This window comes from Nostoc sp. C96 (genome assembly GCF_059384975.1).
In genome coordinates this window covers 2,846,775-2,861,552 of sequence record NZ_CM182020.1, presented here as the reverse complement: position 1 = coordinate 2,861,552, position 14,778 = coordinate 2,846,775, and the positions used below count along the sequence as shown (strand labels likewise).

The window sequence follows — 14,778 nt, the reverse complement described above, 5'->3', positions numbered from 1 at the left end:
ATTTAGAGAATTGGTATTAGCTACTGCTATATTTGTTATTAACTCACCCTTAGACTACAACCAATTACCAATTAATACATAAGCAGACCAAAAACTAGGCGCTCTGTAATTGGGGTGTTGCAAAATTTTTAGTTGAGCATGACGGAGAGCTTGAGCTTTGCTGATGTTACCTTTTTTCAGTTGTTGATAGAAGTCACCAACAAATAAAGCTGTAGATTCATCATCAATTTGCCACAGAGAAGCCAGAGTACTACGCGCACCGGCCCTGATGGCTGTTCCTGCAAGTCCTAAAGCGGCTCGTTTATCTCCGGCGGCCGTTTGACAAGCACTCAAGACTAAAAGTTCTACTGCTTGTGCTTGAGTTTCATCTCGACTGCGGAGTAAGCTGTCAAATTGCTTGACATTAATAGGCCCATCGGCTGCTAGAATAAATGTTTCCTCAGCACGGGAACTAAACTGGCCGTGAGTGGCTAAATGTACCACATTAAAAGGAAATGAATTTACTTCTTTTTCTAGGGCTTTGCTGGTGAATTGCTGATCTAACAGATTGGTTGTCGCAACTCCAGCGTTGGAAATAGACTTAACTTCTGACTTAATGGCAGGTAATGGTGCAAAGTTAGGAAAGTCTGCAGGAGGCTGACTTAACCCAGCAATCAAGGCTTTTAGTGGCTGTTTGACTAAAGGATGAGGATTTTGCAGTTGTAAACTAACACTCAAGGCGATCGCATATTTCTCAATTAAGAATTTTTGACCATCGTAGAGAGATGCCATTGGGATGTTACGCAATACACCATCTAGCACAAATACAAGAGTATCGACTTTTTTGGCTGATAACTTCGATTCAATGGGTTTAAGCAGCCAGTTGTAAACAGTTTGTGATTGCATTTTGACGGCGTTGGTAGCAGTCGGATTCACCAAGACTTTTCTCAGATTGGTAACAGCTTTTTCTACTTCTTCTTGGGTAATATTTGTGCTGTAACTCTGTAGAGGTTGGTTAGGTAGTTTGACAATTACCTGAAGTTGTTTAGGAAGAATGATCGGATAAAAAATAGCAGCAGTAGAAAAAATAGCATTATTGGGATTTTTCTGATCCGCCACTTGATCCAGGATGACGTTTTTACCTTCTAAACAGGCTTCTTGGAAAAAGTTATCTATTTCTGCCAATTGCAAAGCTTCGATTCGCTTACGTGCCTGGTCTAAAATTGTCGCATTTGGTTGCCCTGCTTGAGATTGCACAAGTAACTCTACTGATTGGCGATACAGTGGTTCAACGCTATCTCGAAAATTAAATTGTATATCTTGATTAATTGTTGCTAAATCACTACGTAGAGATTTGATAGTGTCTACTGCGGCATCATAAGCCGCGATCGCGCCGGGAAACTCTTTTTGTTGCCAAAGTAATCTGCCTAACTGCCACTGCAAGCGATAGGCGATATCTGGTGTAATAGTAGCCTGTGCTAAGATTAACCCCTGCTGCGTCAGATTTGTAGCCTCTGACCACTGTTTAGTTTGTTCGTACAAATTGCCCAAGCTCAAAAGTGCATTGGCTTCGGCACGGCGATCGCCTAAACTGTGAGCTTCTTTCACCGTATTTGCCAAAAGTTGGGCAATTTTTGGCAAATTGAGCAGTTGCGAGTCATAAGTAGAGTTTTTTTGTCGATTCGCCATTTCCAGTTTGATCAAGCTTTGGGCGTAATTAATCTGGGAGTAAATAGCAGTGCGACTGGGGGAAAGTTGGTTAAGTTGAGATTGAATAGTCGGTAATAGAGACTCGGCCTCGGTTAATTGTTGACTTTCAATTAACAGACTCAGGTAATTAAGCTGTGCTGAGATTTTGGCTAAAGGTGAAGGAGATAGTTTGATAGCTTGTTGATAATATGTGAGCGCTGCTGGTGTTTGCTGTTGTTTGCGTGCATGATTGCCCAAACTAAACAAACTAGCTGCCATATCATGATGCGATTCTAAACTTTGGGCGATCGCTAAACTTTGTTTTAGAGCTTCTTGAGATTTTGGTAAACTTCCTGATATTAACAACGCATTCCCCAGCGATCGCAACCCCACAGCTTTTTCGAGAGAATCTGGTTGTGATTGCAATTGTTGATTGACTATCTCTAGCATTTGAATAGCACGGCGGTAAAAGCCTTGAGTCCGCCAAGCTTGTGCTTGATTGATTTGCGATCGCACCAAACCACTATCATTATGGGTTTGCTGATAAATTTTCTCAGTTTGCTGCCAACTAACTAAAGCTGCTTCTGGCTTTCCCATCAAAAGTTGCAGACGGCCTTGAATTTCTAGAGATTGGGCAAATATTTGCGAATTTTGGCGGCCTTCTAGCAACTTCAAGCTTTCACTAATTGCTTGTTGTGCCTCTGTGAATTCACTTAGTTGTTGGTAAGCCAAAGATAAATTGCTGAGGGTAATAGCTAGTTTAATTTGATCTCCTGTCTGTTTATATGATTGTGCTGCTTGTTGTAATACTTGTACTGCTTCAGTAAAACGCCCAGCATCATAGAGGATTTTGCCTTGTTCTAAAGGTGAATTAGTAATGGTTGCATTCGTCAATAAAGATGCAGAGGAGAGATTATGAGGTAAAACAGGCAACACAGGCAAACCCAGCACACATAGCAGACTGACCACAAAATACAACAATAAACTTAAAAGCCGACTGATTTTGCGAGAATGTGGCCAAAAATCCCTAGTTTTGGTTTTGATGGGCATGGCAATAGATAGATGACAATAGAGAAAGTAGATAATTGGCTGTAAAAAAATTAGATAATTTCACCAAGAGCATCGACAATCCATGCCCTGTGCTTCGACAATTTTATATTGTTTGTTGCATAAACTAGACCCTAGAAGCAGTTAGAAAAAGAAATTTAAGTAAAAGGATAGATGATTACACCGATGCGTATATTTGTTTTAATTTTTAATGCTCACACAGAAAACGAAGGCATTCACACAGTTCGAGTTGGCGATCGCAATAAAATTCTCATGTTTGAGTCAGAGGATGATGCTCTCCGCTTTGCCTTGTTGTTAGAAGCCCAGGATTTCCCTACACCGACAGTCGAAGCGATCGATGCGGAAGAAATTAAGGAATTTTGCGACAGTGCTGGTTACGATTGGGAAATTGTGCCGGAAAATAGTGATTTAGTTCTTCCTCCAGAACTGAACGTAGAAGAAACTGACTGGCAAATAGATGCCGAAAACGATGACACTTCCTTCGACACTGAAGAAGTCCCACCAGCAGCAGAAACAGAATTTTCTGACTCTGAACTCGAAAATATTCGCCGCAAACTAGAAGGATTGTTGTAATTAGTCATTGGTCATTAGTCATTAGTCATTGGTAATTCTTTAGGGTGGGTGTAAGTGAAATCAAGATATAGATGATGAAGGTTTTATTTACACTCCTACACCTTTGTTTTTTGACAAATGACTAATGACAGAGGACAAATAACAAATGACACAGGAAACAGAAACAATGGCAGATTTGCAGGAACGCGGGCATCTTCTAACTGAGCAGGTAAATCCTCTTAGTCTCAACTTAGATCAACTTAGTGCTTTAGAATTAGTAGAACTGTTTAATAGCGAAGACCAAAAAGCCGTAGCAGCAGTAGCCGCGGCAAAAGTTGAGTTAGCTCAAGCCATTGAACGAACAGCAGAGCGTTTGCACCAAGGTGGACGCTTATTTTATATAGGTGCAGGTACAAGCGGTAGGTTAGGGGTGTTAGATGCGGCTGAATGTCCCCCTACTTTTTGTACACCTCCAGAACTAGTGCAGGGAATCATTGCTGGTGGTGCTGGCGCACTGGTACGTAGTTCTGAGGATTTAGAAGACCGCGCCCAAGACGGAGAAGCGGCGATCGCCCAAAGGCAAATTACCCAATTAGACGTAGTGGTTGGGATTACAGCTGGTGGGACAACTCCTTTTGTGCATGGAGCGCTAAACGCCGCCCGTCAACGGGGAGCCGTAACTATATTTATTGCCTGTGTGCCAAAAACACAAGTTAGCATCGATGTTGATATTGATATTCGTCTGTTAACTGGGCCAGAGGTATTAGCTGGTTCAACTCGCTTAAAAGCTGGTACTGTCACAAAGCTGACTTTAAATATTTTGTCCACTGGCGTGATGGTGAAGCTAGGCAAAGTTTATGGCAATCGGATGGTGGATGTAGCGGTCACAAATCAAAAACTCCGCGATCGCGCTTTGCGAATTCTGCAAGACCTTACTGGCTTAAGTCGGGAAACTGCAAATGTACTGCTAGAACGTAGCGGTAAATGGGTCAAGCTGGCTTTATTAATGCACTGGACTGGTTTAGAAAAAGCAGCAGGAGATCGGCTTTTATCAGAACACCAAGGTAATCTCAGAGCCGCTGTAGGCACCTACAAGAACACACAAGCCTGAGAATTATTGCATAGATAAATCCTGACATCAATTCCAAACATCTGGCTGCTACTAATTTTTGGTGGCAAGCCTTTTTTTCGTTTTGCACCTGGAACACTATAATCAATCTTTTGACTCGGAAGCAATTGTCAGGCGATCGCTTAACAGCAACAAAGCAAAATTAAAAGTTAACAAATCAACAAACTTACGCTTACAAATTTTAGTAAATAATAAAAAATTAGATTACAAATTTAGTAATGTTGTTTTACTAGACAAAAAATTTATCTTCCTATACATAGCATTGCTAAATCTTTCTTTTCTATTTACTATCCCTACTGCAACAAGTAACTTGACAACTCATTCAGGATAGCTGTATCAAATATATCTTTCTGGAAATCCTATTACTTTTCCAATCTACACCTAAGACAGATAGAGATTTTTTTACAAAAAAATAAAAATACTTATTTAAAAAATAACAATTTATTTTTCCTAGAATATACCCAAAAATATCAAAATTTATATGATTGGTGTTACAGGTTACATAGAAATAGAAAATGATAGATAAAGTATGCAAAACACTGTTAGACACTGCTTTGCAAATTAAAGAAGATTAAGTATTTTCTGATTAAATTTAAATATTACGTAGAATTACGAGTTTTTTATGATACGTAACACTTTCTTTTTTTAACACTAATTACGAGTTTTTTCTAGTACCAATCACGCAAATATTAAGTTAACCTAAATCACATTGTGGTTTTAGCCCTATTTACGCAATTTCTCGGATATAGAGAAATTGCAAGAGTTTAGTGTTCCCTAATGAGTTCAGGATTTTTCATGAGTAAACGTAATTCTTTTTTGTGTTCTTTAGTAGCCTCTGCTGCATTTTTGGCACAACCATTAGCTAGTGCATTAGCAATTACTCCTATTAACATCACAGTTAAATCAGGAGCAAAACAAGCATTTCAAGGGTTAGGATTTAGCTCAACTATTGCTGGTAGTAATGGATATGCAAAGCTAACACAATCACAAAAAAATACACTGCAAAAACTGCTGTGTAATGATGCGAAATTCAAGATTGTCAGGCTCTGGTTCGACGGAAAGAAATACGCACCTCAACCCAGTGTAGAAAACATGCCTGTGTTCGTAAATCCTTATGTAAAATCAGGATTTATTGCTGATGCCTTAGCAAATGGATGTACTACACTGCTGTTAGCGCCTGGTGCCTTACCATCGTACATGAAGTCTGAAGATAGTATCTACATTAAAGATACTGAGATATTCAATTATGCTACTCTTTTAGCCAACTTCATATCTCGAATGAAGCAAGAATATGGAGTTAAACTTCATGCTACAGGCATATTAAACGAGCCAAATGATAATTCAATCAGATTCAAAGATTCTCAATGGCCTGTGATGGTTAAGGCACTACGCCAAGAGTTAGATAATCGTAATTTACAAGATGTAAAAATAATTACACCTGAGTTGGCTAATGCCGATAGTATCGCTGTCCGAATCATCAAAGCCATCAAAAATGACTCCGAAGCCTGGAAAGCACTGGCGGCGATTTCTACCCATTCTTACAATATGGCCGCAGCGTCTTGGATAGTCTCGCAAATTGAAGGAACAGATAAAGAATATTGGATGACAGAAGCTGGTAACAATGGCCCAGAAGAACCCGGAGACGCTCTTCACGCCGCTTCTGCGGCTTCCCGCTTTCTCAATGATATGAACAATCGGGTTACTCACTGGATTTGGTTTATTGGACATGCACCATCACATACCGAAGATAACTCTACACGAATAATTCCTTACACTATCAGCCCATTTAAATATCAGTTGTTCCAAAAATATCATTACTTCAAGCAACTAACTCGAACCTTTGATGTCGGAGCCGTATTCCGCAAAAGCTATAGCTCGTTAGAGAAAGATATGAGATGGTCTTCGGGTAAAAAACCGCGAATTACTGTAGCTAGTGCTAAAAACCCTGACGGTTCTTGGGGAATAGGGATAAGTAATTACACTTCTGACAAATTTTTCTTTGCTCTACCTGCTGGTTTGGGTTATCCAGAAGGTACATTGGTGAGTGACGCACAATCTGGTCGTCAAGCAGAAACTTTTGCTGTCACAGTGTTTATAGAAGAACTAGCTCAAACTGGAGACATCAAGATGAAAATGTATCGTTCTAACAGCAATGTGAATAACGTCTACATTGGCACTGCTTTGATGCGGAAAGGAACAGTTACTATTCCCAAAGTAGAAAGTTTGGATCTTATTACTCTTCGCAATCAGTAATTAAAACGATAGCCTTTGTAAATTCCCCAAACTAAGTTAGTCAATCATCAACAAAGTTCTGATTAGTGAAATGACATTTAAATCATCAACGTTTTAGCTAGAGGAAATTCTAGCTATTTTTTTCTAGATTTTAGTTAAATCAACAAAACTCTCAAATACTTAACATAGCCAAAACACACTCGACTTAATATTTACTTCATCACTAAGCTATAAATATAGATATGTGTGATAAAATCATATATTGATTATTCTAATAATATGTAAGCAAAATCTTGTTAAAAACAATACATCTTCAACAAAATATTCTAACTCCTGAAATAGAACTATTAATTTGTTGTTCTCGCACTTACCTAGACGAAAAAAGTTCTATAACCATCCAAACTTTGTTACAACAAGCGCAAATTAACTGGCAATATCTCATTGAACTTGCTGCTTACCACAAAGTTTTACCTTTGTTATTTATTAATCTTAGTAAAATAGATGCTCAATCTATTCCTAGTAATATATTTAGTTCACTACAGAAATATTATTATCTTAATACACAGAATAGTCTGTTAATGGCGAGTAAACTTTTAAATATATTAAATATTTTCGCTGAATATGACATTCCTGTCATTCCTTTTAAAGGGCCTATTTTAGCTATCACAGCCTACGGAGATATCTCACGCAGATCTTTTGGAGATTTGGATCTGCTCGTACATCGAGAAGACTTTATTAAAACTAAACAACTTTTGATGGATAAAGGATTTGAGGCGTATGCAGATAGTAGTGAACAAGAAGCCGCTTATCTTAAATCTCTCAATATTCCCGATCAAGAAGCTTATTTACGTTCTCATTGGGAACTACATCTAATTAATCGCCAAGAGCAAGTTACTTTAGATGTTCACCAAGGAGTGTTATCCAAGAAATTTTCATTACCCTACAGTTCAGAATGGATATGGGAAGATACCAAATTAATATCTTTTACTGGTAAACAAATACTTAGCTTTTCTGCGGAAAATCTGATCATTATTCTCTGTTCACAAGGTGGAAAAGACTGTTGGCTATGGTTGAATAGAATATGTGACTTGGCTGAAGTACTACGTACCTATGCTGATGTGAATTGGGAAAAGATTTGGCAGCTTGCTATAAAGCTAAAAATGACACAAATGCTGTTACTCGGACTTTCGCTTGCTCATAATGTCTTAGATGCTCAACTTCCTGAATTTATTTTACAAAAAATAGAAGGTAACTCATTAGTCAAAAATCTAACTTTAGAAATTATTATTCAACTGACTTGTAATCTGCCAAATACTGCACCACAAAGTCAATTAAAATCTATCCTATTTCATTTAAAGTTAATAGAAAATCCTTGGGATAAGATAACATATTGTTACGAGCAGATTATGGTTCCCACGATCGCTGATAAAAGTTTTATCCGTTTACCCAAAGCTTTATCATTTTTGTACTATTTTGTTCGACCAGTGCGGATGATTTTTTTTAATCAAAATACAAAATAAATAAAAACTATATTAAGCGATAAATTACTTTTTAAATAAACTGCCTATAAATAGACATTAATTGCTTATAATTTACTGCTGAAGAATATCTGGATTCATACATAAAACGAGCATTAGTACCACAATTATTCATAAACTCAGGATGATTAATAGCCCATTGTATTTTAGCTGCTAAATCTTGTGAATTGCCAGCTTCAAAGTGTAATCCGCTGACCTGATCTTCAACAATTTCGGCCATACTTCCTAACTTAGAAACTAGTACAGGTAAACTAGAAGCAAATGCTTCCACAATTGTTAATGGAAAACCTTCATACCAAATTGAAGGAAGAACTAAAAATTTAGCTTTTTTCATTAGTTCCATGACTATTGATTTATCTTGATATCCTAAAAATTCAATTAAATTTGCATAACCTGCTCGTTGAACTTGTTTCTGTAATAATTGACGTATTGGGCCATCTCCAACAATTTTTAATGGTGTAGATATATTGTTATGGATATAAGCATCTATCAGAACAGAAACTCCTTTTTCTTCTGATAGTCTACCAACGAACAGCAAGTAATCATCACGCAGACTATTGGACTCCACAGTATTTGGATGAAAAACAAAATTTGGTTTAATATAAATTTTTTCTGCTGGTAGTCCAGCTTGAATCATTTTTTCCTTTTGAAATTGAGTTAACACAATATAACCGTTGACTCTCTGGTGCCAAGTACCTGTTAATCTATGCCATGTAGTCATTGCTGCTACAACAGAACTTTGAAGATGAGAATTGCGATAACAGCCATGCACCACACTAGACCAAGGGATTAATTTACCAATACAATCTTCACAAATCTTGCCATCTCGAAATGGCATTGCTTTAGGACAAGCAAGGCGATAGTTATGCAGTGTTTGAATAACAGGTACTCCAGCACTATAACAAGCATCATATACAGCAGGAGAGAGTAAAGGAAAAAAATTATGTACATGAACTATTTCAGGAGAACAACGCGTAATCTCTGCTTGAACTCGGTGTTTAGATGCAAGGGAATATATGGCTCCCCCAGCTGCTGCCAATGTATCCCAAATATTAACTATATTCAGGTTATTTTCTTCCAATAAAATCACATTATGCCCATTAGCTTCTAATAGGCTTTTTTCTGCCTGAACTACATTATCTTCACCACCGCTTAATCGATAGCGATTGTGTAACATTAACAGCTTCATGCTTTTTTCTGAACTGTTGGATATGAATTAATACTATTCAGTTAAGGTGTAGTAATTTTGGTTCTGAGGGATACACTAATAAAAATTTATCTGAACTTTATTTTTATATGAATAGTCTATAAAAACAGGGAATAGCAATTAGAGAAAATCTAGCTATCTTTGACTGTAAACTTCTTTGTAACATTGAGCCACAAACAACCCTTTAAATTCCCAACTAAAAACATCTCTAACTCTCTTTTTCCCAGCCGCACCCATCTTTAATCTTAATTTTGGCTCTGCAACCAAAGATATCATTGCTTGAGCGATGTCGTTGACTGTTTGTGCTGGTGTATTTGCCTGAATTTTAAAACCAGTTTCTTCAGTAACCTGAAGTGCTGGCCCTCCTAAATTTAAGCAAATCACTGGTAAACCTACAGACATAGCTTCTAAACAAACTAACCCCCCAGAGTCATGTAAACTTGGGTGAACTAGTACGTGGGAGTCTCTTATTTTACTTAAAGTCTCGTTACGAGACAAACTACCCCAAAATTTTACTTGTTGATCAATGCCTAGTTCTTGGGTGATTTTTTCCAGATGTTTTCGCGCCGATCCTTCTCCAACAACCCAATACTCAGAATTAGATATGTTTGCTTTTGCAAATGCTAATAGTCCTAAATGAAATCCTTTCCAATGCAACAGTCTACCCACACTGATAAACTTGATAATAGATTGATGAGATGGAGAGGTATTTGCAAAACTCGCTAATTCTTCCTGAGATATACCAAGTTGAGAATATATTTGAACATTTTTTGCTCCTAAATATTGCAGCCTTTTGGCTGTATCCTCAGTTGTCGCCCAAGCTAAAATGCTGCGTTTTGCTGTTAAGCCGACAAAAGGATCACACTCTCCTATGAAGCAAGCTGTGTTTCTAATAAACTCATATATTTTACTGCGAAAATTTAAACTTTGCCAAAACTTTTTGGGAGTTAATTCTCCTCCACCTACAGGCCCCCAAATAAAAGGAATCGGTAATAAACAAAGAAAACTTGGACTAGTATATTTGACATAAGTTACATGATGCACAATATCAAATTTTATTTGATGATGGAGCGATCGCCCAATCAAATAAGCCTTCATTTGCCATAAATAATAGTGAATATATACCCACTTTTGGGTAGATTTTCCTTTTTGGCTCCAATCTATAATTAAACCAAAAGGATCTAGATAAATAAAATTGAGATTGGGTTGTGGCTGGAGGGCTAATTCGGCTTCAATTGCTGGGCGGTGACAGTTAGAAGTTAAAACCCAGAGATGATGATATTTGCTCATTTCTCGAATAAAATTCCAACCTACGCCTGGTTCAGAACCTTGACCTGGCTCACAGGCGTATGCAGAAATTAGAATTTTCATAATCATTAAGTTGTATGCAGCATTAATTCAGCATTAATAGTGTGTAAAAAAATAACTTGGGTAATATTTAAGTACTTTAAATGAGAAATATATCTAACAAATAAATTTCTTAAATATTAAGATGAGTTACTCATTGTCCAGAGTCAATTTCCGCCTCAAGAAGTTGTGGATAACGTTTGTATATTTGCATTGCGGCTAAACCAATACCATACATTGTCCATAGCCAAATACCTCCTGTTGGGCCTTCAATAATCACTTCAAATGATGTGACAGTCATACTAGCTACCCAGTAAGCAAGTAAAGTTAAAAATATGCCAGCCCATTTTGTTTCTCCCTTTCTTCTACACTGTAAATATTTAGCTAGTATGCTACCAGCCCAACTTAATTGAATTAATAACCAAAGAACAAAACCAGGAACACCAGTACGCGAAAGTACAGTTATATGACCATTATGAGGACTACGCACAACACCACCACCTACCGGGTCAAAACCAGTACCAGCGCCCAAATTGAACCCAAATCCTCGCCCAGTCCAAAAATAATCTGAGATAGTGCTTTTAATTAAATAAGTCCACCATTCTAAGCGATACTCTTTTGAACCTTGTCTTTCATTATTATTAATAAAAATGCTGAGTATTTTGCTGATAAATGGTTGAAAAATTTCTGGTTTGATAATTAAAGCCAATAAAACAATCAAAATTATAATAGTTACTATGCGCCAAATTTTACTACTTTTATACTTAGCAAGTCCAACCACAAAAAAAGCATTGAGAAAAGCCAGTGTTCCTGAACGGTTCGCATTTAAAGCTACTACACCCAAGTTGAGAAAAAACATCAAAGTAAATAATACTGGTTGAAAATCTAGCAAACTAGACCCAACAAAAAAAGCAGTAATTCCAGACAAATGAGTCATGGCATCTGCTGTTTTGGGAGAGATAATTTTAGCTCCAGCACCAGGTAAACTAGGTAATGGTAATGTTCTGGCTATTAACCATAGAAATGGCAGAAGAATAATAAAAATTCTGCAAAAACGCTCATACTGGGCAACCATAAACAAAAAGCGCTGTGGTTTACCAAGTAATAAGGTTGCAACTATTAAAGCAAAAGATATGTAGTACCACAATGCAGCGTCACGTATGCAGTCCAAACCATATACAGGAAAATAAGGTATGGTATTGATGCAACACCACACCATAAATATAATTAAAAACCAAGTATGCGGTAGCTTGAGAATTTTTGGGATAGACTTGTTTATACTTAACGTGAACAATCCGAAAACAAGAGTAATTTCCCCGATATAAAAAGGCCCAACTCCGAAATAAGAAAATCCTCGTCCACACAGAGCATATCCCAAAAGCACCCAACTATACCAGTTGAGAAATTTATCGGCTATGGTGGATTTTTCTGTATCACTTTTCAGATAAATACTTGGTTTATTGAGCATAAGCTGCTTTAACTGTTATTTGTTAAGGTTGGGAGAGGAAAACAATTCAAATATAAATTGAAAGGAAGAAATATTTTTGTCTAAGGTTAAAATAACAGTAATTTTTATATGATTTAGATTCATCAAATTTTTAACAGACTACGATTAGCAGCTAACTCATAAATTTCCATCATCCGATAATAGTTTTGTTGTGCTGTGTACTTAGATTCAAATTCATTCCTAGCTGCTTGACGCATTTGAGCTAGTAGCTCTTGATGAGCCATAGCCCACTGTACTTTAGTGGCTAAATCTTCTGGGTTGCCAGGTGAGAAAAGCAATCCAGTACGTCCAGCATCTACCAATTCTGCGATCGCTCCAATATTAGCAGCAATGACTGGGGTACCCTTAGCAAACGCCTCAACCGCTACTCGACCAAAAGTTTCATACCATTTAGAGGGAAAAACTAAAAACATCGCTTCTCCCATCAATTTATGTACTTCAGTGATTGGTTTACGTCCTAGCCATTCTACATTGGGTAATCTTTTGACTGATTCCACCACTTGATCTGCTAGAGGCCCTTCTCCAATAATTTTCAAAGGAACTTTCCCTTCCAGATAATTCCAAGCAGCCAGTAAAGTATCCAATCCTTTTTCTACAGATAGTCTGCCGACAAACAGCGCATAACCACCAGAACCATTTCCTACACCCGGATCTGGATGCACAAAGTTAGGCTTGACGACAATTTTTTCGGCTGGGAAACCGCCGGCAATAAATTTCTGCCGGGCAAACTCAGTTAAAGAAATGTAAACATCTACCATTTCCAGCCAAGTACGCATAGCCCGATGAACAGTTAACATAGTTGCTACGGCGATCGTTGCTGGGCGGTTGTCCCGATAGCAACCATGCCAAACGCCAGGATAGGGAATAAACTTCCCCATACAATCTTCGCAGACAAGGCCATCCCGAAAAAATAAGCCATTGGGACACAATAGACGATAGTTACGCAGAGTTTGCACCACTGGTACTCCTTCTGACTTGGCTGCATAGTGAACCGAAGGAGAAATTAAGGGGAAAAAATTCTGAATATGAACAATGTCACAGTTTGACTGTTGAAGTTTTTGTTTGACTATGTTGTAAGATTCTTTAGACCAGATAGATCTCAATCCCATCGGGACAGCGCCAATAGATGGAACTCGGTCATTGTGTTCTTGATAAACATCAACTGCATGACCCATTTCTCGTAATAGTTTTTCTTCAGCCTCACGAGATTCATCTTCGCCGCCACGAATTTGATAGTTGTTATGAATACTTAGAATCTGCATAATTTAGGAATTCAAAGCTGAATCGCACTTGAAGATGTCAAACTTTCTGGAGAACTCAAAATTTCTGCGTAAGTTTGAGCTAAGATATGACCTTTTGCCTCCCAAGAAAAGTTTTCCCTTGCCAGGGTACGAGCTAAGTTTCCCATACGCAAACGTAATTCGGCATCCTGAGCCAAACAAGTCATTGCTGTTGCTAAGTCACGCACAGTTTGTTCGGGAGTATGAGCAGAAACCTTAAAACCCGTATCTTCCGTCACCTGCAAAGCCGGCCCCCCTAAATCAAGGCAAATGACTGGTCTACCTGCTGCCATTGCTTCCATACAGACAAATCCACCTGACTCATGTAAACTCGGATGAACTAGCACATGAGATTCTCCTAATAATTGAAAAATTTTCTCTCTTGGCAGCTTACCCCAAAACTTAACTTGCTGCGTAATACCCAATTTTTCCGCCAGAGCTTGCAGATATTTCAGTTCTGCCCCATCTCCAATCATCCAATATTCAGAATCTGTAAGATTTGCTTGGGCAAAAGCTTTCAAACCTAAATAGAACCCTTTCCAGTGTAACAACCTACCAATACTGATGAATATCACTGGGGAAGTTTTGGGTACTAAAGATTGAGCAAGCATATCTATCTCCTGCTGGGGTAAACCTATAGGAGAAAAAACTTTCACATTGTCAGCCCCTAACTTTTTTAATTTGACTGCTGTATCCTGAGTCATACCCCAGGCTAGAATGCTTCTCCTGGCTGTAAGACGCACAAAGGGATCATTTTCTCTAGTCCAACGCATCAAGTTTCTTAATAGTTCGTAAATTTTGCCCCTCCAATGGAAATTTTGCCAAAAAGTATTCGGTGCAGATTCTCCACCCCCAACTGGCCCCCAGATGAAAGGAATTGGTAACAAAGATAAAAAACTTGGATAGTTATACGTCACATAAGATACATGGTGAACTATATCGAAACCAATATTATGATGTAGCTTTCTTGCCACAAAATATGCTTGTATTTGCCACAGATAGTAATGCAAATATATGATTAGTCCAGAACCTTTTTTCCAGCGATCTGCACCAGGTAAATCAAAATAGATAAATTCTAATTCAGATATTGATTTCTCCTTAATTTCAGCTTCAATGAACGGATAGTTATCTTTACGGGTTAAAACCCAGACTTGATGTTTTTTTGCAATTTCGTTAATCGCATTCCAGCCGATACCAGGATCGGAACCCATGTGTGGTCTACATGCGTAGGCAGACACAAGAACTTTCAT

10 protein-coding genes are annotated in these 14,778 nt (G+C 37.9%); 4 read left to right on the top strand and 6 right to left on the bottom strand.

The window, feature by feature from the left end:
- Nucleotides 1–54: 54 nt before the first annotated feature.
- The gene (locus AC504W_RS12305; RefSeq protein WP_494877949.1) at nt 55–2,718 is read right to left on the bottom strand and encodes a CHAT domain-containing protein; all 2,664 of its coding nucleotides are present in this window, start codon (nt 2,716–2,718) and stop codon (nt 55–57) included.
- Nucleotides 2,719–2,889: 171 nt separating this feature from the next.
- On the opposite strand from AC504W_RS12305, the gene AC504W_RS12300 reads away from it, so the two are divergent.
- From AC504W_RS12300 to AC504W_RS12285, 4 genes are all read left to right on the top strand, one after another.
- On the top strand, nt 2,890–3,309 hold the full coding sequence (locus tag AC504W_RS12300) for a DUF3110 domain-containing protein (RefSeq protein WP_096576573.1): 420 nt from the start codon (nt 2,890–2,892) through the stop codon (nt 3,307–3,309).
- Between the two features lie 166 nt (nt 3,310–3,475).
- A complete protein-coding gene (gene murQ / locus AC504W_RS12295) occupies nt 3,476–4,399 on the top strand; it encodes an N-acetylmuramic acid 6-phosphate etherase (protein WP_494878638.1) in 924 nt (307 codons plus the stop codon).
- Nucleotides 4,400–5,212: 813 nt separating this feature from the next.
- Entirely contained in the window at nt 5,213–6,670 is a 1,458-nt protein-coding gene (locus tag AC504W_RS12290) for a glycoside hydrolase (RefSeq protein ID WP_494877948.1), read from the top strand.
- A 272-nt stretch (nt 6,671–6,942) separates the two neighbouring features.
- Entirely contained in the window at nt 6,943–8,169 is a 1,227-nt protein-coding gene (locus tag AC504W_RS12285) for a nucleotidyltransferase domain-containing protein (protein WP_494877947.1), read from the top strand.
- Nucleotides 8,170–8,200: 31 nt separating this feature from the next.
- On the opposite strand, the gene AC504W_RS12280 is transcribed toward AC504W_RS12285, so the two are convergent.
- The 5 genes from AC504W_RS12280 to AC504W_RS12260 all read right to left on the bottom strand — a co-directional run bounded on the left by AC504W_RS12280 (nt 8,201) and on the right by AC504W_RS12260 (nt 14,778).
- On the bottom strand, nt 8,201–9,376 hold the full coding sequence (locus tag AC504W_RS12280; RefSeq protein ID WP_494877946.1) for a glycosyltransferase family 4 protein: 1,176 nt from the start codon (nt 9,374–9,376) through the stop codon (nt 8,201–8,203).
- Nucleotides 9,377–9,529: 153 nt separating this feature from the next.
- Nucleotides 9,530–10,765: a glycosyltransferase family 4 protein gene (locus AC504W_RS12275; RefSeq protein WP_494877945.1), complete on the bottom strand. Its 1,236-nt coding sequence runs from the start codon at nt 10,763–10,765 to the stop codon at nt 9,530–9,532.
- Between the two features lie 130 nt (nt 10,766–10,895).
- Complete coding sequence (locus AC504W_RS12270; protein WP_494877944.1) at nt 10,896–12,209, bottom strand: O-antigen ligase family protein; 1,314 nt, start codon at nt 12,207–12,209, stop codon at nt 10,896–10,898.
- A 122-nt stretch (nt 12,210–12,331) separates the two neighbouring features.
- Nucleotides 12,332–13,510: a glycosyltransferase family 4 protein gene (locus tag AC504W_RS12265; protein ID WP_494877943.1), complete on the bottom strand. Its 1,179-nt coding sequence runs from the start codon at nt 13,508–13,510 to the stop codon at nt 12,332–12,334.
- A gap of 11 nt (nt 13,511–13,521) precedes the next feature.
- On the bottom strand, nt 13,522–14,778 hold the full coding sequence (locus AC504W_RS12260; RefSeq protein WP_494877942.1) for a glycosyltransferase family 4 protein: 1,257 nt from the start codon (nt 14,776–14,778) through the stop codon (nt 13,522–13,524).